The sequence below is a fragment of the Fructilactobacillus sp. YLN 2412 genome, assembly GCF_059488745.1.
In genome coordinates this window covers 560010-580370 of sequence record NZ_CM183165.1, presented here as the reverse complement: position 1 = coordinate 580370, position 20361 = coordinate 560010, and the positions used below count along the sequence as shown (strand labels likewise).

The window sequence follows — 20361 nt, the reverse complement described above, 5'->3', positions numbered from 1 at the left end:
ACAGTATTATTAATATTGCTTAGGTGTTTATTTTATTTAAAATGATTTTTATAAACTTTGTGTAATAAAAGCTTGGGATTCTAGAACTTGTAAGATTGCTTCCACGGTATCTAAAGCAGTAAATAATGGAATTTCATGAGAAATTGATGCACTTCTAATTTTAGTACCATCTTTAGCACTATCATTTTCATTAGAAATTGTGTTAACTACCATTTGAATTTTTTTATCCATCATTTGTTGTAGTAAGTTATCTTCCTCACCTAACTTACCAACCGTAGTTACCGGAATACCTTCTTTTTCAAAAGTTTGAGCAGTGCCATCAGTTGCTAGAACTTGATATCCAATATCCCAAAAACGTTTTGCCAATTTACTAGCTTCTTCTTTATCACTGTCCTTAACTGTAAATAACACACGTCCATGATTTGGAACATGCAATTTTGCAGCTTCAAAAGCCTTATAAAGAGCTTTTGGTAGGGTTTTATCAGAACCCATGACTTCCCCAGTTGATTTCATTTCAGGTCCTAATAAACTATCAACATCATTAAGTTTTGAAAATGAAAAAACTGGAGCTTTAACATGAATTAAATTGCTTTCTTTGGCTAATCCAGTTTGATAATTTTGACTATTTAATGATTGGCCTAAAATAACTCTAGTAGCAACTTGTGCCATTGGAATCCCCGTAACCTTACTCAAAAATGGAACTGTTCGACTAGCGCGAGGATTAACTTCAATCACATAAACCTGGTTGTTGTGTACTACAAATTGAATATTCATCAAGCCAACACAATTCAAATCTAATGCTAACTTTTTGGTATATTCAACAATTTGATTTTTAATCTGTTGCGAAAAAGTTTGAGCCGGATAAACAGCCATTGAATCTCCGGAATGTACACCAGCACGTTCAATATGTTCCATAATTCCTGGAATTAAAACGTCTTTACCATCACAAATTGCATCAACTTCACATTCTTTCCCAGTTAGATATTGATCAATCAATACTGGATGATCATTTGAAACTTTTACAGCATTTTTCATATAATTTTCCATTTCAGATCGTTTGTTAACAATTTCCATGGCACGACCACCTAAAACATAACTAGGACGGACTACAACGGGATAACCAATTTTATCAGCAATCTTCAATGCAGTTTCAACATCACTAGCAGTTCCACCCGTTGGTTGCGGGATTTTTAAAGATTTAATAACTTTATCAAACTCATCCCGGTCTTCTGCTCGATTAACATCATCCACACTCGTACCTAAAACTTTTACTCCCTGTTCAGCAAGCGGTTCTGCTAGGTTAATTGCAGTTTGTCCTCCAAATTGAACTACCACTCCTTTAGGCTTTTCCAAATCAATGACATTCATTACTTCTTCAACTGTCAATGGTTCAAAATACAACTTATCAGAAATCGAAGCATCTGTAGAAACCGTTTCTGGATTATTGTTCATAATAATAGCTTCATAACCAGCTTTTTTAATTGCCTCAACTGAATGAACAGTTGCGTAATCGAATTCTACCCCTTGACCAATTCTAATTGGTCCTGATCCTAACACTAAAACAGAAGGTTTATCAGATTTTTCACTTTCATTTTCAGTTTCATAAGTGCTGTAAAAATATGGAGTTGCTGATTCAAATTCTCCAGCACAAGTGTCAACCATTTTATATACTGGAATTATTCCGTGATTTTTACGGAAATCTCTGACTTCGATACTCGACATATCCCAAAACTTACCAATTGTCGCATCCGAAAACCCATTTCGTTTGGAAATTTTCAAAATATCAACATCTTTAGGCGAATCCTTTAAAGATTGAACTATTTCATAAATATGCATTAATTTATCTAAAAAGAAAATATGAATGTTAGTCATTTCAGCCAGCTTATCAATGCTATACCCACGCTTAATTGCTTCATACAAATAAAATAGTCGATCATCTTGCGCTTTGACTATTCCTTGTTCAAGCTCATCTTTACTTAAATCAGCAAGGTCGGGATCGTCTAAATCAGATATATCAATATCCAAAGATCGAACTGCTTTTAAAAGTGAACCTTCAACATTTCGGTCAATTGCCATTACTTCTCCAGTCGCTTTCATTTGTGTACCTAATGTACGATCAGCATTTACAAATTTATCAAACGGCCAACGTGGTATTTTACAAACTACATAATCTAATGCTGGTTCGAACTCTGCATAGGTAGTCTCCGTAACTGGATTCATAATCTCATCTAAATTTAACCCAACTGCAATTTTAGCTGCAATTCTAGCAATCGGATATCCGGTTGCTTTAGAAGCAAGTGCACTAGACCGACTAACTCGTGGATTAACTTCAATAACATAATATTTGTTACTGTTGGGGTCTAAAGCAAGTTGAACATTACATCCACCTTCAATTTTCAAAGCGCGGATGATTTTTAAAGCTGCATCTCGTAACATTTGAATTTCATCATCTGATAACGTTTGAATTGGTGCGAAAACAATTGAATCTCCAGTATGAATCCCTACGGGATCAAAATTTTCCATGTTACATACTACCATAGCATTGTCGTTAGCATCTCGCATTACTTCAAACTCAATTTCTTTTAACCCAGCAATACTTTGTTCAATCAATACCTGGGTAACTGGCGATAAAGATAATCCATTATCAGCAATTTCACGTAAATCCTTCTCATTATTGGCAATTCCGCCCCCAGTTCCGCCCATTGTAAATGCAGGTCTAACAATTACTGGATATCCATGTTTACTAGCGAAAGAAACCGCTTGGTCAACGGTATTGGCAATTGCAGACTCGGGAACCGGCTGTTTTAAATCACGCATCAATTGACGAAATTCTTCTCGATCTTCAGCTTTGTTAATAGCTTTTAGGTCAGTACCTAATAATTTAATATTTAATTCATCTAAAATACCTGAATCAGATAACTCTTTCGCCATATTTAGTCCTTGTTGGCCACCTAATGTTGGAAGAATTGCATCTGGACGTTCTTTTCTTAATACTTGAGACACAAATGGCAATGTTAATGGTTCGATGTAAACTTGATCAGCAATTTCTTTATCCGTCATGATGGTAGCTGGATTTGAATTTACTAAAACAACTTTATACCCTAGTTCTCTTAAAGATAAACAAGCTTGGGTCCCAGAATAATCAAATTCAGCTGCTTGCCCAACAATAATTGGACCTGATCCAATTACCATAATTTTTTTTATATCTGTCCGTTTTGGCATTATTCAACTACCTTTCTCGAATGTTTTGTTTTATTTTCATCCATTAATTTCATAAAATCATCAAATAAATAATCAGCATCATGAGGACCAGGTGCTGCATCTGGGTGAAACTGGACTGAAAATGCAGCTTTACCTGGATACTTTAACCCTTCAACCGTATGGTCATTAATTTCTTCCATATTTACTTCCAATTTTGTAGATGCTACAGAATCTCGGTTCACTGTATAACCATGATTTTGAGACGTAAAATCAATTCGTCCAGTTTCAAGATTGCGAACTGGATGATTAAAACCACGATGACCAAACTTCATTTTAGTGGTAGTGGCACCATTGGCGAGTGCAAATAATTGATGACCCATACAAATTCCAAAAATTGGATATTCCTGTTCAACATCACGAATCATTTTCAATGTTGAAACTGGAATGTTCATCGGATCACCGGGACCGTTAGTAAGCATTACTCCATCTGGATTAATTTCTTTTACATCTTGCAAAGTAGCAGTTGGGGGTAAAACTACGACATCACAATTTCGTTTCGATAATTCACGTAAAATAGAATATTTTAAACCAAAATCAATTACAACCACACGATTACCAACTGATGGAGCTGTATACGCATTGTTAGTTGCACTTTCTTTAATTACTTCTGGATTTAATGTTGTTTTTTTCAATGTTTCTAAACTATCAGTTTTAATCTCATTTAAAATGGATGCCTTCATAGCACCGTGTTCGCGAATATGTTTTGTAATAGCACGCGTATCAATCCCACTAATTCCAGGAATATCCTGTTGAACTAAATATTCTGAAAGCGACATTGTCATTCGCCAATTAGCAGTTCTACGAGCAACTTCGCTTACTACTACTCCTTTACAAGTTGGCTTGGTAGATTCTAAATTATCTCGGTTGATTCCATAATTACCAATGAGAGGATAAGTAAACATTAATATTTCATTATTATATGATTGATCTGTAATTGATTGTTGATATCCAGACATCCCTGTACTAAATACAAGTTCACCAGTACATTCTTGTTTTCCACCAAAAGCTTCGCCAGTATAGATCTTCCCATCTTCTAATAACAAATATCTTTTTTTCATTATTTACCCCTCTTTATGTTATAAAAACAACATTAACTAGCAAAAATATTTTAAGTAAAATAAAAACTACTTACTAAAATTTCTAGTAAGTAGCCAAATTGATTATATCTTTATTAACTCAATTGGTTTCTCACTGGAAACGATTAATTGAAATGTAAATTTTAAATATGTTTAGTGAAAGACAAAGTTCACTTATTTTATCATATTACTAAGCTTGTCAATCTCTCAGGATTGATTTAAAGTACGCCTTTTACTTAATCTATTCTTAATAATAATGAACACACGTGAAAATGTCAAGAATCATCAAATTAATTTACAAAATCCACAGGTAAATAGTTAAATTGTTTTAGAAAAATAATTTAAAATTAAATTTTTATAAATTTTAATGGTGTCCAAATAACTACTAATTGTAGTATGTTCATTTATTTGATGAGAAGATCCTTCTTTATCGGGTCCAAGCAAAATTACTGGCATTTGAGGGTTATTTTGCACAAATATACTTGCATCACTAGCCCCATTATCAACAATTAATTTAATATTTCGATTCTGATAAATATCGCTGGAAATATCAAGAGCAGTTTGCACAAAACCATTATCTTGAGAAGTATAAATTGGATAAAAATTGTGTAAAAGTTCAAACTTCAATTGATAATTTGTTTGTTCGTTAATTTCAGCGATTTTCTGCTTTAGTAAAGCTATTACTTGTTTATTATTAAAACTAGGTGTTGGACGCACGTTACCAAGAAGGGAAGCTTCTGCTGGAATGGTGTTAATTTGATTGCCACCCTTAATCACCGTTACACTATGTTGAACATTTCCTAAAATAGTATCTTTATCAGCATCCTCAAATATTTTTGTCTCAACATTAATAAATTCAACCAACCCTTGAATCGCGTTTATTCCCAATGCAGGTGTAGAACTATGAACGGGTTTTCCGCTACTTTTTACTCGATAATTCAAGCTACCAGAATGCGCATAAGTAATATTTCCATCAGTTGCTTCTCCAACTACCAAGGCATCTAAATCTTTAATAAATTCTTTTGGGATCTGATGAGCTCCAGGCGCTCCAAATTCTTCTCCAGCCGTCATAATCATTCTGACTTTACCATCTGGAACTTGATTAGTTTCAACTAGTTCGATTAAGGTAATTATTTCAGCTGCTAGTCCACTTTTCATATCAGCTGCTCCACGTCCATATAAACGATTACCTTTAATTACCCCAGCAAAAGGTGGAAAATCCCAATCATTTTCATTTACGACTGCTACTGTATCCGCGTGACCAGTAAATCCAAGAACTCGATTGTTATTTTTCCCAATTTCAACAATCAAATTAGCTCTATGATCATTCCCATTTAAAGGGATAATTTTACTTTTTATTCCATATTCTTGCAATAAATTGGAAAAATATTTAGCAATTGCAAGTTCATTACCATTAACAGATTTAATTCGAACTAAATCTTGTAAAATTTTTATTTTTTTAGCTTTTTCCAAAATTCCTTCTCCTTTATTTAAGCTTTAAATTCCAAGCTGGAAGCTGGTTTACCCCAGATACTCTTTTAATAACTTTGGCAGTTTCAGGTGATTGATATGCTTTTACTAATTCCTTGATCTTTTTATCATTCCGATTTTCTTTATTTGATGCAATAAAATTGATCCATTTATGAGAATCCTTTTTTAAAGGTTCGGTAAAAATTGCTTTTCTAGGATTCAAATTAGCAGTTTGCGCATAATTACCATTAACAACAGCTGCTTCTACATCATTTAAAGAACGTGCAGTTTGGCTAGCATCAACTTCTTTAATCTTTAAATTTTTATCATTTTTAATAATATCTTTAGTAGTTGCTAAGTTTGTATGAGACTTAATTTTAATCAGACCAGCACTTTGTAACACAAATAAAGCTCGTGACTCATTATTAGCATCATTAGGAACTGTAATAGTTGATTTAGTGGGAATTTTAACAATACTTTGGTTCTTATAAGAATAAATTCTCATTGGTTCAATGATTGTATCACCGACTGGAACAATGCTAGTATGATTTTTTTGATTCCAGATATCTAAGAAAGGATAATTTTGAAATGCATTTACATCAATATTATTACTTGATAATGCTGCATTTGGTTGACTATAATCAGTAAATCTTTGAAATTTAATTCGAAGTCCATATCTTTTTTTGGCAGTCTTAGCAACTGAGTCCCAAATTTCTTGTTCTGATTTTGATCCGGCCATAATTCCAACTGTAATCGTATTTTTGTTTTGAGTTGCTTGTTTTCCAAAACTTAAATAACCTAAAAAAAGTAAAATAACTAACAATCCAATTCCAATTACATATTTCTTTTTAATTCTCATAATTCTACCTGCTTTCATTTCATACAAAAAACACCCGCCCTTATAAAAGGACGGATGTTCCCGCGTTACCACCTTAATTTATTAATTTATCGCTAAATTAATCTCAGTAAGTTACACAATAACGTATAACCTTGTAGTAGTAACGACTACAAATCCGTTATTAGCTTAATCTTCACTAATAAAAACTCCAAGCCCATCTTCTAAACCTTCCAGCCATCTCTTTTCACCAAATCGAGACTCTCTAAGACATTCCAATTTATACTCAACTTTTCCGTTTTTTTATTTAACAGCTCGTTTCCTAATGGAATTAATATATAACTATTTAAAAAAACTGTCAACAAAAATATTTATTTTGTTAATTCGTAAATGGCTTGACCATAAATTGACATTGCTAATAATAAATCATTAATTGGTTGAAATTCATTAGCCTGATGCATAGTATCTTCTGCACCTGGAAATAATGCTCCAAATGCAACTCCATGCTCCATCATTCTGGCATAAGTTCCCCCACCCACAACTTCTGGTTGGGCAGCTTGTTGATCAGTTTGTGTTTTATAAATATTCATTAATGTTGTAACTAAAGGATCATCTGGACTAACAAAATGAGGTATCATGTCACCAATCAATTTAACATTACCGCCATAATAAGCAGTATTGTCTTGTAATTGTTGTTGGATTTTTTTAACTGTAACACCTTTAGGGTATCTAAAATTAGTATTCACCATTCCACCATTTTGAGTATCATAATTCATGATACCAACATTCATGGTTAAATCGCCCATAATATCATTAGTATATTTTAGACCAAGTTTATTTGCTCTAGAGTCATTTTGTAATTTATCAGCAATAAAACCAATGAAATTTTCTCCGCTTTCATCTAATTTATATTGATGTAAAAATGATGCAAGATATGTTCCAGCATTAATTCCATTTTTAGGTTCCATTCCATGCGCAGCTTTACCAACCACTTCTAATTTAATTTGTTGATTATTAATTTCGTAAGTTCCAGTTACTGGGACATTTAACAGAAAATTTTCAAAATTAGAAGCAATTTGTTTGCAATCTTTAGTATCAATAATTGCCTCAGCATCACGCGGTACCATATTTTCTTTTAAACCAGCGTTAAATGATATTAAACTATTTTCCCCCGGTAACTCTTGACCCTTAAATTCAGTTTCAAAAGTTACATTACCTTTTTCACCATTAATCAAAGGAAATTCAGCATCTGGCGAAAACCCAATTTCAGGTGCAGGCTCTACTTCAAAATAACGTTTCATTCCTGTCCAATTAGTTTCTTCATCAGTTCCAATGATTAATCTAATCTTCAAATCAGGAATAATATTATTGTCCTTTAACATTCTTAAACCATAGTAAGCAGCTAATGCTGGACCTTTATCATCAGAAGTCCCTCGACCAATTACATTTCCATCTTTAATGGTCATTTGAAATGGATCTGTATCCCAACCTTTTCCAGCAGGGACTGTATCTGCATGTCCTAACATTGCAAAATATTTATCACCAGTACCAAATTCAATATAACCAACAATATTATCAATGTTTTTAGTTACAAAACCATCTCTTTTAGCAATTGCCAAAAACTTTTCTAAAGATTTAGCAGGACCAGGACCTAAAGGAAACTCGTCAGTACTATGTTCAATATCTCTAGAACTATCAATTGCTACTAAATCTTTTAAATCTGATAAGTAATCTTTCTCATATTTTTTTGCTTCATTTTTCCAATCAATCATTAAAATCATCCTTTCAATACATTAATTTTAGCATAAATGAAATTCAGATCATGATATAATGACCCCGAGGTGACGGATAATGAAAGAAATCGAACAATCAATTTTAAAAGAAACAATTAAAGTCAGACCAGATAACAGTTTTAAAGGAACCTATGGAAAAATTGCTCTGATAGGAGGAAACCAAAACTTTGGCGGTGCAATTATCATGAGCTCCTTAGGTGCGGTTTATTCAGGTGCTGGACTAACAACTACACTAACTGACAAAAGCAATCAATCAAGCCTGCATTCTTGGCTTCCAGAAGCCATGTTTGCTGATTATAAAAACACTACTGAGATGATTGATTTAATTAAGAACATGAATGTAATTACAATTGGCACCGGATTAGGAACAGACGAAAATGGTTTAACAATTTTAAAAACCGTTCTCAAGACTGTGAATCCAAATCAAATTTTAATTATTGATGGATCTGCAATCGATTTAATCGCAAAATATCAGTTACAACTCCCAAAAACAAAATTAATTTTTACACCCCATCAAATGGAATGGCAGCGTTTATCAGGGATTAAAATTAAAGATCAAACAGAAAAAAATAATTTAATTGCTTATAAAAAACTCTTCAAAAATTCAATTGTGATAGTCAAGTCACACCGAACTCAAGTTTACACTAAAAATGGAGTATATCAGAATACTACTGGTACTCCTGCCCAGGCAACTGGTGGAATGGGAGATACATTAGCAGGAATCATTGGTGGATTTGTTGCACAATTTAAAGATACAGAAAATGCGGTTTTAGCAGCTGTTTATACTCATAGTAAAATTGCTGATATTTTAGCAAAAAAACAATATGTTGTGTTACCACATCAAATTTCAGAATTTTTACCTAAATTTATGAAAGATAATGAAGCCTAAAAAGAGTTGAAACCAAATTGGTTTCAACTCTTTTTATTTTATAAATTTAACTAATATGCAATATATCTCTAATTTTTTGTACCCGTTTACCTAAAACTTCATCTGCTATTCGACTTCTTAATGATAAATACATATAAACAAAGCCACCTATTGAAGCAGCAATAACAGTTACAACCAAACTCATCATTGAACTGAACGGATTAACAATGAAACCAAGTAAAAAATTCAATCCATAAACTGCAACTAATGCTACAAAATACATAACCAATGAATAAAACAAAATCTTAGCCGTAAAATTGCCAATCTTTTCTTCTTGAATACCAAAAGATTTTTTTAAAGAATAAATGATTAATTCATTAGCAACAATGAAGCCAGCCATGGTTGAAATCAAAGTTCCAAATGCACCAAAAGCATAAACCAATGGAAATTGCGTGATTAATTTAACAATGACACCAATCACAAAGTATTTAACTGCTCGTTTGTTTTGTGAGACACCTTGCATAACAGCTGAAACAACTACAAATAATCCAATTGGAATTGATTCAATGGCAGAAAATGCCAATATATTACTACTGAAATCCATGTTTGATGTTCCATAAAAAGTTCGGTTTAAAGGACCTGCAATAGCTGCCATTCCTAAAGCAGCTGGAATCATAATAAATTCAAACAATATCAATGTATTTGAAAATTGATCACGCATTCCTTTTTTATTTTTCTTAGTATATGCTTCTGAAAGTAATGGAACAACTGCAATCGCTAATGAAGAAGCCAAAGAAACTACAATCATAGTCAACTTGTTAGCATTCCCAGCAAAAATTGCATAGTTAACCTGTAATGTACTTTCAGAAAAATTAGTCGCCATTCGCATAATATTGAAAAAAGTAAACTGATCAATCAAGGAAAAAATAGTTACTCCAGCCCCTAAAATTACAAATGGGGTCGCCTGACTAATAATCTCTTTATACAATTGGTTGGTAGGTACATTTAATTTATTGTTACTGTTTGCCACTAGTCCACGATAGTATGATCGACGTCGCCAATAGTACCAACCCAAAATTAAGAAACCAAAAATTGCACCAACACAAGCAGCAAACGTCGATTGAGAAACTGCAGTAACCCAATTACCATGCATAATATCCAAAACCACAAATGCTGATACCAACATATATACTACTCGTGCCAGTTGTTCAACAAATTGTGAAATAGCTGAAGGCGCCATATCTTGATAACCTTGAAAATAACCTCTTGTTAAACTCATAGTTGGAATAATTAAAACTGCTAACGACAATGAATGAATTACAGGAATAACATTATCATCACCATTAGTTAAAAAGGGAGCTGCAAACCAAAGAATCAAGGCACTAAGAACTCCCATCACTATTGCTAAGACTAGGCCACGTTTATATAATTTAACTCCAACTCCATACTCATTTAATGCATTATAATGAGCAACTTGCTTAGCAATCGCAGATGGAATTCCTGCAATTGCAACAATTAAAACAAAACTATATATATTATATCCCTGGGTATAGAGCGAATTAGCAATCGGAAATAATGATACTCCGAAAATTAAACGCCAGGGAATAATGTATAAAGCTCCCAGAATCCGAGATAAAATACTTCCAATCGTCATCCAGGCAGATCCTTTCAACATCTGTCCTTTAGCTTTTTCAGAATCCGCAAACTCGGTTTCTTCTTCAATTTCATTATCTTCAAAATTGTTATCCAAAAATCTAACCTACTTTCACCTCAAAATTCATAAAACATAACTACTTAGCAACAATATTAACTAGTTTATTTGGAACTACAATTACTTTTTTAACTGTCTTATTTTGTAAATTGCCTTTTACAGTTTCGTCTGCAAGTGCCAAGTTTTGAACTTCTTCTTTTGATGTATCAACATTAACAGTTAAATGCGTACGAACTTTCCCGTTAACTTGAACTGCTACTTCAAAACTAGTGTCTTGTAGTTTGTTTTCATCATACTTAGGCCACTCAGTATAATCAATCGGTTGTTTGTGACCTAATTTTTGCCAAATTTCCTCCCCAATATGCGGAGTGATTGGTGACAGTAGTTTAATAAATCCATCAGCATACTTTTTAGGTAATTTTTTAACCTTATAAACCTCATTCACAAAAACCATCATTTGAGAAATAGCTGTATTAAATCGCATGTTTTCAATGTCATCTGTAACTTTCTTTACAGTCTGGTTATAAATTTTATCAAGCGAACCATCATTATCTTCAACAATCATGTTACTCAAAGTATCATCATCATTTAAAAACATCCGCCATACACGTTTAATCCAACGGTTAGCTCCAACAATTCCATCCGTACTCCAGGGTTTTGATTCAGTTAAAGGTCCCATAAACATCTCATACAAACGGAGTGTATCAGCTCCGTATTCATTAACAATATCATCAGGATTAACCACATTACCTTTGGATTTTGACATTTTTTCATGGTTAGTTCCTAAAATCATTCCTTGATTTACTAATCTCTGAAACGGTTCTTTAGTAGGAACTACGCCTAAATCGTATAGAAATTTATGCCAAAAGCGTGCATAAAGCAGATGCAACACTGCATGTTCAGCTCCACCAACGTATAAATCAATTGGAAGCCAATAATCTAACTTCTTAGGATCAGCAATCATTTTGTCATTATCTGGATCGATGTAACGCAAATAATACCAAGAACTCCCTGCCCATTGAGGCATAGTATTGGTTTCTCTTTTACCATGACGTCCATTTTCATCAGTTACATTTACCCAGTCATCCAAATTAGCCAATGGACTCTCACCAGTCCCTGAAGGTTTTAAGTTATCAGTTTTAGGTAATCTAAGTGGCAAATCTTTTTCTGGAACTAAAGATTTAGTCCCATCATCCCAGTTAATAACTGGAATGGGTTCTCCCCAATAACGTTGACGAGAAAAAATCCAATCACGCAACTTATAATTAACTTTTTTGTCTCCTGCATGATGGTCTTGAAGCCATTTAATAATTGTGTCAATCGCTTCCTGTTTACCAAGACCATCAAGAAACCCAGAATTAATGTGAACGCCATCACCAGTATAAGCTTCTTTACTGATCTCTCCCCCTTTAATTACAGGGATAATTGGTAAATCAAATTTTTTGGCAAACTCATAATCTCGTTGGTCATGAGCTGGAACGGCCATAATTGCACCTGTTCCATAAGAAGAAAGAACATAATCACCAATCCAAATTGGAATTTGTTTACCATTTACTGGATTAATCGCATAAGCACCTGTGAAAACACCGGATTTATCTTTATTTAAATCAGTTCTCTCTAAATCTGATTTAGAAGCAATCTTAGCACGATATTTTTCAACTGCTTCTTTTTGTTCTGGTGTCATAATTTGATCAACGATTGGATTTTCAGGAGCTAGTACCAAGTATGAAGCACCAAACAATGTATCTGCTCTAGTTGAAAATACTTCAATCTCTTGATTCTCATTTTCAGCAACCTTAAATTTAACGCTTGCACCTACTGAACGACCAATCCAATTTCGTTGCATTTGTTTAATACTTTCAGGCCAATCTAAATCATCCAAATCATCTAACAAACGATCAGCGTATGCAGTGATTTTTAAAACCCACTGTTTCATTGGTTTTCGATAAACAGGATAACCCCCCCGTTCTGTTTTACCATTAACAACTTCTTCATTGGCAACAACTGTACCTCCCATCAAATCGGGAGCCCAGTTTACCTCAATCTCATCCTCGTATGCTAAGCCTTTTTTATATAATTGTTCAAAAATCCACTGAGTCCATTTATAATATTTAGGGTCTGTAGTATTTACTTCACGATCCCAATCATATGAAAAACCAAGTGATTTAATCTGACGTTTAAAATTAGTAATGTTTTCATGTGTAAATTCTCTAGGGTTATGTCCGGTTTTCATAGCATATTGTTCAGCCGGAAGACCAAAAGCATCCCACCCAATTGGGTGAAGTACATTTTTATTTTGCATCCGTTTAAACCGAGCCATAATATCTGTTGCTGTATAGCCTTCAGGATGACCAACATGTAAACCTTGACCAGAAGGATAAGGAAACATATCTAATACATAATATTTTTCTTTTTCTTGTTTATCACTTGTTCGAAAAGTTTTATTTTCTTCCCAATATTTTTGCCATTTTTGTTCTACTTTTTCATGATTATAAGCCACAATATTCCACCCCTTAACGTAATCAATAAAAAAATCCCATAGAATTACATAATTCTATAGGACGACGTTCCGCGGTACCACCTAAATTTCTCTTTACAATAAAGAGACTCTCAATGATCCTTAACGCGGAATACGTTTAACATACTAAATTCTGTTAAAATTCAACGAGAAGTTCAAAATTATCTGTTTCTAAGCTTACACCAGCCACTTAGTCTCTGTTAAACAGTATAATATCTACTAATTCGTATCTACAATTTATATATTTCATTAAAAGTAACTTTATCAAACTTTTGAAAAAATAACAAGCAATTTTGTTGGTATAATAGCTTTATTAAAAATAATATAGTTGTTTATAGAGGGTAATTCAATATGAAATTAAAATCAGCATTAAATTTTAGTCATCTTTTATTAAAAGATACCATTAAGCAAAATGATACAGTAATTGATGGAACTGCTGGAAAAGGAAATGATACTTTATTTCTTGCTAATCTAGTTGGAAAAAAAGGCCATGTTTATAGTTTTGACATCCAAACCGCTGCAATTAAAACAACACAAAATTTAGTTAATAAAAATAATTGTGATTTACAGACCAAGGTAATTCATGATAGTCATGAAAATATCGAAAAATATATTGATAAACCCATTGCCGCAGCCATTTTTAATCTTGGTTATCTACCTGCTGGCGATCATTCTATTATTACTAAAGGAAAAACTACCATTACAGCAATTAAGAGCAGTATGAAACTACTACAAAAAAATGGTTTGATTATAATTGTAATCTATTACGGACATCCTGGTGGAAAACAAGAAAAAGAACAAGTAATTGATTTTGCAAAAAATATCAATCAATCCGAATACAATATTTTACAATATCAATTCATTAATCAAATTCATGAACCTCCAATTTTATTGGCTATTCAAAAACGTTAAATTTTCTTTTTTGGTTTATCAAAATAATTAACTACAAATGCGGCAATAACCAATAACAATGCAACCTCAAAAACATGGTGAATTGCTGTATACAAAATGTTTCTAAGAATTGGCAATAACTTGCTATTAATCTTGACTGCAGTTTGAGGATTAATTAATTGGTCCATTAATCTCATGCTAGTTCCATGATGTTTTAAAACTCCATTTGCCATTGTATTATTCATCACAATGCCAAAAACTGAAATCATTAGAGTTTGACCTAAAGTTCGACTAAGAGTATTAAAAGATGAAGCAACCCCAATCCGATCTTTTGACACCTCGTTTTGAACCGTAACTGAAGATACTGTAATACAAATTCCAAAACCGATTCCCATGACTCCTGAAATAATAAAGAAAATAAAAAACGGTGTTGAAATTGGTAGGATTGTTAACATAGTTGCCCCAAATGCAATCAAAATTAAACTAACATTAGTAATTGTTTGGGGGCGATATTTAACAATTAATTTGCCAGTTAAAAATGATCCTAACATCCATAAAACTGAACTAGGAGTGATAGCAAATCCTGCCATTGTTGCTTTCAATCCTAAAATTCCTTGTGTCCAATCAGGAAGATAAACCTCATATCCAAAAATAAAACCACTAATTAAAGCCGCAATTAAATTTTGTGTTACAAAAGTTCGATTTTTAAACATATCCATTGGAATAATTGAATCACTAGTTTTTTGTTCTTGTTTAATAAATAAAAATCCGGTTATAAATGCTATAAATAAACACAAACCAATTAACCATAAATTAAGTGGGCTTTCACCCATAATCTGAAACATATACATTACAGATAATAAAAAGATAGCAATTAAGATTACGCCGCCGTAATCAATTTTCCCGGTTCGCTTTTGTTTGGGTTCAAACAAAAAAATACTAATTAAAAAAATAGTCAATAATCCAATCGGTACATTTACAAAGAAAATCCAATGCCAGGAAAGATTATCTACAATAAATCCACCCAACAGCGGAGCTACGATTGAAGCAATTCCCCAAGCTGATCCCAATAAACCCACGACACCTGCTCTTTTTTTAAATGAATACATGTCAGCAACGATCGTAAAAGAAACTGGCATAATTACTCCTGCTCCAATTCCTTGTACTGCTCGCCAAATAATCAGAATTTCCATACTATCTGACAATCCAGAAAACATGGAACCAATGGTAAAAACCAAAACTCCAAAAATAAACACTTTTTTTCGACCTAATTGGTCAGCTAATTTACCATAAATCGGTGTAGCAATTGCATTTGTCAACAAAAAAATGGAAAATACCCAATTCATTAAAGAAACCCCATGAAGATCACCAACGATAGTTGGCATAGCAGTTGAAACAATCGTTCCTTCTACCGCACTCATAAAAGTGGCAATAAATAAAGCAAATGTCACGACTTGTACATTTGTTTTCCTTTTTTTCGTCATTCAATTATCCCCTAATCATTCAGAATAAAAAAGCGACCTACTAAGGTCGTTTTTTATTTAACATTTTTCTTTAATGCTTCAACCTTGTCTGTTTGTTCCCAAGGTAGTTCAACATCTGTTCTTCCAAAGTGACCATATGTAGAAGTTTGTTCATAAATTGGTCGTTTTAAATCAAGCATTTTAATGATTCCAGCTGGACGCAAATCAAAGGTTTTTCTAATTGCTTTGATTAAAGTTTCATCTGAATATTTAGAAGTCCCAAAAGTGTTTACTTCAATTGATACTGGTTCAGCGACCCCAATTGCATATGCCAATTGAATTTCAAGTCGATGAGCTAATCCAGCAGCTACGATATTCTTAGCAATATAACGAGCGGCGTAACTAGCAGAACGATCAACCTTAGTGGCATCTTTACCAGAAAATGCACCACCACCATGATGAGCAGCACCGCCATATGTATCAACAATAATTTTACGTCCGGTTAAACCAGCATCACCATTAGGCCCACCTATTACAAATTTTCCAGTTGGATTAATTAAATACTTGGTTTTATCATCTAAGTACTTAGCTGGAATAGTTGTCTTAACAACCTTTTCAATCACATCTTGCTTAATTTGTTCTTGCGTAACATCTGGATCATGCTGAGTACTCAATACAACTGTATCTACTCGCAATGGTTTGTTATTCTCATCATATTCTACAGTAACCTCAGCTTTAGCATCAGGTCTCAAATATGAAATAGTTCCATCTTTACGTAACTTAGCAATTTTTTGCATCAAATGATGAGCTAAAGAAATTGGCAATGGCATTAATTCAGGTGTTTCGTCAATTGCATAACCAAACATAATTCCCTGATCACCTGCACCAATTTGATCTAACGGATCATCTGCTCCACTCCTAGTTTCTTCAGACTCATCAACTCCTTGAGCAATATCTGGAGATTGTTCATCGATTGAAACCAACACAGCAACATTATCAGCATCAAAACCATAAGCTGGATTATCATATCCTACTTTTCTAATCACATTTCGAACAATTTCTCTAATATTAACATCAGCAGTAGTTGAAATTTCTCCAAAAACTAATACTAACCCGGTTGTTACCGAAGTTTCACAAGCAACTCTAGCATTTGGATCTTCTTTTAACATTGCATCTAAAATTGCGTCACTAATATGATCTGCAATCTTATCTGGATGTCCTTCTGAAACTGATTCAGAAGTAAATAAATGTTTTTCAGACATCTTCATTCCCCCTAGTATTTTTGGTTACAAGGCATCTTCACAAAGTATGTGAATCCTATCGGGAATACACTCATAACTATTCTATATTATCATATTTAAGAAAAAATAAATAGTTGAATAACTTTGTAAAATATTCTAATATTAAAACAATTGAGGTAAAAACATGGAAAATCATTTAGTTTATTTTAAAAAGTTACAAATAGCAATTGAAATAATTTGCTTTATTTTTTTTAATATTTATATTTGGAATATCGCCGCTAACAACAATTTGTTTCAACTTAATTCTTTTAAATCCATTTTTATGTTACTTTGTGAAATTTGTTGGTCAATATCATCTATTTGTATTATAAATTGTATTATAAAAAAATTTAATCCAATGATTTTAATCAGCGTTAATATAATTCCAATTGTTTTAGCGTTAATTAGTTGGTTCCCTATAACATTAATCGGAGCTTTCATCTTAATTGGAATTGTCAACATTTGTATTATGATTCCAAATATGAATTTAAAAAATTATTATGGATTGTTTTGTTTTTCAATTGTTAATTCTGTAATTCCAACTTCAGCTATTAATTTTTTGAACCAACAATACTTAGATCAAAATGTAGTTTTGAATGTTGGCATTTTATGTACGCTGTACTTTTTGTTTTTTAATTTAACTTTTCATCATGAATTAGCAGATTTAATTAATGTAGTCTGTATTATTATCTTTGCTGGATTAGTTTTGGCTAACTTCCCTTTGTTTAAAGATATTTTATTGATTGCATTAGTCCTAGTATCATATGGAATACAAATTTTTTCACGACAAGAAAAATTACTTTACTGTTTAATTTCATTTATAGTAATTTCGATGATTGCTTTTATTTAGACATAATTTAAATATAAAAAACTACCTAAAAATTTTAGGTAGTTTTTTTATTAATTTAATGAAATACCATGCAAAAATTCTTTAACTCTAGGAGCAGATGTACTAAAAAAGTCTTCCTTGGTGCCATCAAAATCTGCTTTTCCATTTTCAATAAATAAGATCTTATCAGCAGCATTTTTAGCAAATTGCATATTATGAGTAACCATAATCATTGATTGACCTTGATCAGATAAGCGTTCCAACATTTCTAGCACTTGCGTTTCCATTTCTGGATCAAGAGCACTTGTTGGTTCATCTAGTAAAATATACTCTGGTTTAACTGCTAAAGCCCGACAAATTGAAATTCTTTGTTGCTGACCACCAGATAATTCACTCGGATAAGCATCAGCATATTCATTTAATCCAACTTCTTTTAATAACTCATGAGCCTGCTTTTTAGCCGCTGTTTTGTTAATTTTTTGAACGTATATTGGAGCTTCAGTAATATTTTGTAAAATAGTCAGATTAGGAAATAAATTCCAATTTTGAAATACCATACTGGTTTTATCACGTAATGCATTAGCAGTTTTATTAGTGAAAGGTTCAGAAAAATTAATTTTCAAATCATCAAATTCAATTATTCCAAAATCAGGTTTAACCAACAAATCTAAAGAACGTAATAAAGTCGTTTTCCCTGATCCAGAAGGTCCAACAATCACAGTTGTCTTTTTCTCTGGAAAAATAGTACTAATGCCCTTTAAAACTTCTTTTTTACCAAAACTTTTTTTGATATCTTTAATTTTTAACATTAATTTGCGTCCCCTTTAATAAACTTTGAAGAACGATGCTCAAGATAATGCTGTAATACACTCAAAATTGTGCATAAGAAGGCATATAACGCTGCCACTTCAACATACATCAACAATGGTTGAAAATTTTGTGCGGCAATCTGTTGACTTACCTGAAACATTTCTGCAATCGTAATTGTACTTGCTAAAGAAGTATCTTTAACAAGTCCAATAAACTCATTAGACAAAGGTGGTAAAACAATTCGAAATGCTTGTGGCATAATAATACGCCATAAAGTTTGTGGCGTACTAAAACCAAGTGTATAAGCAGCATCCCACTGATCTTTACTTACTGACATCAAAGCTGAACGAATCGTCTCTGATCCATAAGCACCAGTATTTAATGAAAATCCAATTACTGCAGCTGTAAAAGGAGGTAATTTAATTCCAATTGATGGAAGTCCAAAAAAGATTATAAATAACTGAACTAACAATGGTGTTGAACGAAAAACCCATACATAAAAGTTAGCTACTAATCGAATTAACTTCCAAAAAATTAAGAGTAATCCATTAATTTTAGGATTTAAAAATTTAATTAATGCTACGCCAATTGCAATAATCATCCCGAATACAAAAGAAATCAATGCCAGTGGAATCGTATATTTAAGCATTGCTTCAATTAAACTAGGTAATGATGAAATGATGATGTTCCACATATCAATTTAGCTCCTATTTGTTTGTAATATCGGTCCCAAAATATTTGATAGACAAACGCTTAATTGTCCCATCACGACGTTCTTCATCAAGAGCTTTATTCATCTTTTTATTTAAAGCACTTGAATTTTTATTCATCATTGGTGCAATAGCATCTGGTTCAATCACATTGTTAGGAATAGTTTTATAAGTTAAATCCGTATTTTTATGACTCTTTTTCCAATATTCAAAAGCTTCACGAGAATTGACCGCAGCACTGACTCGACCTTGATTAATCATATTCATTGAAGTTTGAAAATCCGGAGAAGAAACGGGAGTACTTCCCATTTTTTTAGCATTATTCCAATTATCTGTTCCAGTTCCAGCAGCAACTTTTTGACTTTTAAGATCTTTATAATTCTTTATTTTTGAATCTTTTTTGGTAATAATCACAGATTTAGAATAAACGTATGGTTTTGAGAATCTAAACTGCTTTTTACGTTTTGAATTTTCTGCCATATTATTAAAAATAACATCATAGTTATTTGAATTTAATCCAGCAATCAAGGAATCCCACCCAGTTGTTACAAACTTAGGCTTCATTCCCATTTTCTTAGCAGTGTCTTTAGCTAATTCAACTTCAAAACCAGTTAACTTACCATCTTTTCGATAAGCATATGGTGCATAAGTTCCCTCAAGCCCAATCGTCAAAGTTCCTGGAGTTTTGGTTTCACTCTGTGATTTACCACAAGCAGCTAAGACAATCGTTGTTAATCCTAATATTAATAATAACGGCCATTTCTTTTTCACAATTGCATCTCCCAATTCACTTATTTTTTGTATGTATTATCATTATAACTAAACATTTATTCATTTTCCATCTAC

At 32.6% G+C, this 20361-nt stretch carries 15 protein-coding genes, 1 riboswitch and 1 other annotated feature; of the genes, 3 read left to right on the top strand and 12 right to left on the bottom strand.

Annotated elements, in window-relative coordinates; genetic code table 11:
* Window positions 1-48: 48 nt before the first annotated feature.
* The 5 genes from carB to pepV all read right to left on the bottom strand — a co-directional run bounded on the left by carB (window position 49) and on the right by pepV (window position 8423).
* A complete protein-coding gene (gene carB / locus AC0GLR_RS02775; protein WP_495605250.1) occupies window positions 49-3222 on the bottom strand; it encodes a carbamoyl-phosphate synthase large subunit in 3174 nt (1057 codons plus the stop codon).
* Window positions 3222-4319: a carbamoyl phosphate synthase small subunit gene (locus tag AC0GLR_RS02770; RefSeq protein WP_495605249.1), complete on the bottom strand. Its 1098-nt coding sequence runs from the start codon at window positions 4317-4319 to the stop codon at window positions 3222-3224. The genes carB and AC0GLR_RS02770 overlap by 1 nt, the downstream gene beginning before the upstream one ends.
* A 336-nt stretch (window positions 4320-4655) precedes the next feature.
* The gene (locus AC0GLR_RS02765) at window positions 4656-5810 is read right to left on the bottom strand and encodes an ArgE/DapE family deacylase (protein ID WP_495605248.1); all 1155 of its coding nucleotides are present in this window, start codon (window positions 5808-5810) and stop codon (window positions 4656-4658) included.
* Window positions 5811-5823: 13 nt separating this feature from the next.
* Window positions 5824-6684 (bottom strand): MetQ/NlpA family ABC transporter substrate-binding protein, encoded by an 861-nt coding sequence (locus AC0GLR_RS02760; protein WP_495605406.1) that lies wholly within the window; start codon window positions 6682-6684, stop codon window positions 5824-5826.
* A gap of 329 nt (window positions 6685-7013) precedes the next feature.
* Complete coding sequence (gene pepV, locus AC0GLR_RS02755) at window positions 7014-8423, bottom strand: dipeptidase PepV (protein ID WP_495605247.1); 1410 nt, start codon at window positions 8421-8423, stop codon at window positions 7014-7016.
* Window positions 8424-8493: 70 nt separating this feature from the next.
* Between pepV and AC0GLR_RS02750 the strand changes: the two genes are divergently transcribed.
* The gene (locus tag AC0GLR_RS02750; RefSeq protein ID WP_495605246.1) at window positions 8494-9324 is read left to right on the top strand and encodes an NAD(P)H-hydrate dehydratase; all 831 of its coding nucleotides are present in this window, start codon (window positions 8494-8496) and stop codon (window positions 9322-9324) included.
* Window positions 9325-9370: 46 nt separating this feature from the next.
* On the opposite strand, the gene AC0GLR_RS02745 is transcribed toward AC0GLR_RS02750, so the two are convergent.
* Both AC0GLR_RS02745 and leuS read right to left on the bottom strand, forming a co-directional pair.
* On the bottom strand, window positions 9371-10978 hold the full coding sequence (locus AC0GLR_RS02745; RefSeq protein WP_495605405.1) for a putative polysaccharide biosynthesis protein: 1608 nt from the start codon (window positions 10976-10978) through the stop codon (window positions 9371-9373).
* 115 nt (window positions 10979-11093) lie between these two features.
* On the bottom strand, window positions 11094-13514 hold the full coding sequence (gene leuS / locus AC0GLR_RS02740; RefSeq protein ID WP_495605245.1) for a leucine--tRNA ligase: 2421 nt from the start codon (window positions 13512-13514) through the stop codon (window positions 11094-11096).
* 54 nt (window positions 13515-13568) lie between these two features.
* Window positions 13569-13774 (bottom strand) — a binding site (T-box leader).
* A gap of 109 nt (window positions 13775-13883) precedes the next feature.
* On the opposite strand from leuS, the gene mnmM reads away from it, so the two are divergent.
* A complete protein-coding gene (mnmM, locus tag AC0GLR_RS02735) occupies window positions 13884-14444 on the top strand; it encodes a tRNA 5-(aminomethyl)-2-thiouridylate-methyltransferase MnmM (protein ID WP_495605244.1) in 561 nt (186 codons plus the stop codon).
* Here the strand turns inward: mnmM and AC0GLR_RS02730 are convergent.
* A complete protein-coding gene (locus tag AC0GLR_RS02730) occupies window positions 14441-15907 on the bottom strand; it encodes an MDR family MFS transporter (RefSeq protein WP_495605243.1) in 1467 nt (488 codons plus the stop codon). The two genes, mnmM and AC0GLR_RS02730, sit on opposite strands and share 4 nt — an antisense overlap.
* A 53-nt stretch (window positions 15908-15960) precedes the next feature.
* Window positions 15961-17148: a methionine adenosyltransferase gene (gene metK, locus AC0GLR_RS02725; protein WP_495605242.1), complete on the bottom strand. Its 1188-nt coding sequence runs from the start codon at window positions 17146-17148 to the stop codon at window positions 15961-15963.
* Window positions 17146-17229, bottom strand: a riboswitch (SMK box riboswitch). It overlaps the preceding gene by 3 nt.
* 295 nt (window positions 17230-17524) lie before the next feature.
* Here metK and AC0GLR_RS02720 point away from each other — a divergent pair.
* The gene (locus AC0GLR_RS02720) at window positions 17525-18016 is read left to right on the top strand and encodes a hypothetical protein (RefSeq protein WP_495605241.1); all 492 of its coding nucleotides are present in this window, start codon (window positions 17525-17527) and stop codon (window positions 18014-18016) included.
* Between the two features lie 50 nt (window positions 18017-18066).
* On the opposite strand, the gene AC0GLR_RS02715 is transcribed toward AC0GLR_RS02720, so the two are convergent.
* The 3 genes from AC0GLR_RS02715 to AC0GLR_RS02705 are packed head-to-tail and all read right to left on the bottom strand — an operon-like array spanning window position 18067 to window position 20286.
* On the bottom strand, window positions 18067-18804 hold the full coding sequence (locus AC0GLR_RS02715; protein ID WP_495605240.1) for an amino acid ABC transporter ATP-binding protein: 738 nt from the start codon (window positions 18802-18804) through the stop codon (window positions 18067-18069).
* On the bottom strand, window positions 18804-19499 hold the full coding sequence (locus tag AC0GLR_RS02710; RefSeq protein ID WP_495605239.1) for an amino acid ABC transporter permease: 696 nt from the start codon (window positions 19497-19499) through the stop codon (window positions 18804-18806). The genes AC0GLR_RS02715 and AC0GLR_RS02710 overlap by 1 nt, the downstream gene beginning before the upstream one ends.
* A gap of 13 nt (window positions 19500-19512) precedes the next feature.
* On the bottom strand, window positions 19513-20286 hold the full coding sequence (locus AC0GLR_RS02705; protein ID WP_495605238.1) for a transporter substrate-binding domain-containing protein: 774 nt from the start codon (window positions 20284-20286) through the stop codon (window positions 19513-19515).
* Window positions 20287-20361: the final 75 nt, after the last annotated feature.

Bases quoted from the DNA above. Each gene is read 5' to 3' on its own strand.
- AC0GLR_RS02745 (WP_495605405.1), bottom strand. From the start codon at position 10,978: ATGTTGAAAGGATCTGCCTGGATGACGATTGGAAGTATTTTATCTCGG.
- AC0GLR_RS02750 (WP_495605246.1), top strand. From the start codon at position 8,494: ATGAAAGAAATCGAACAATCAATTTTAAAAGAAACAATTAAAGTCAGA.
- AC0GLR_RS02720 (WP_495605241.1), top strand. From the start codon at position 17,525: ATGATTTTAATCAGCGTTAATATAATTCCAATTGTTTTAGCGTTAATT.
- pepV (WP_495605247.1), bottom strand. From the start codon at position 8,423: ATGATTTTAATGATTGATTGGAAAAATGAAGCAAAAAAATATGAGAAA.
- AC0GLR_RS02760 (WP_495605406.1), bottom strand. From the start codon at position 6,684: ATGAAAGCAGGTAGAATTATGAGAATTAAAAAGAAATATGTAATTGGA.
- AC0GLR_RS02730 (WP_495605243.1), bottom strand. From the start codon at position 15,907: ATGACGAAAAAAAGGAAAACAAATGTACAAGTCGTGACATTTGCTTTA.
- AC0GLR_RS02770 (WP_495605249.1), bottom strand. From the start codon at position 4,319: ATGAAAAAAAGATATTTGTTATTAGAAGATGGGAAGATCTATACTGGC.
- carB (WP_495605250.1), bottom strand. From the start codon at position 3,222: ATGCCAAAACGGACAGATATAAAAAAAATTATGGTAATTGGATCAGGT.
- metK (WP_495605242.1), bottom strand. From the start codon at position 17,148: ATGTCTGAAAAACATTTATTTACTTCTGAATCAGTTTCAGAAGGACAT.
- AC0GLR_RS02715 (WP_495605240.1), bottom strand. From the start codon at position 18,804: ATGTTAAAAATTAAAGATATCAAAAAAAGTTTTGGTAAAAAAGAAGTT.
- AC0GLR_RS02710 (WP_495605239.1), bottom strand. From the start codon at position 19,499: ATGTGGAACATCATCATTTCATCATTACCTAGTTTAATTGAAGCAATG.
- mnmM (WP_495605244.1), top strand. From the start codon at position 13,884: ATGAAATTAAAATCAGCATTAAATTTTAGTCATCTTTTATTAAAAGAT.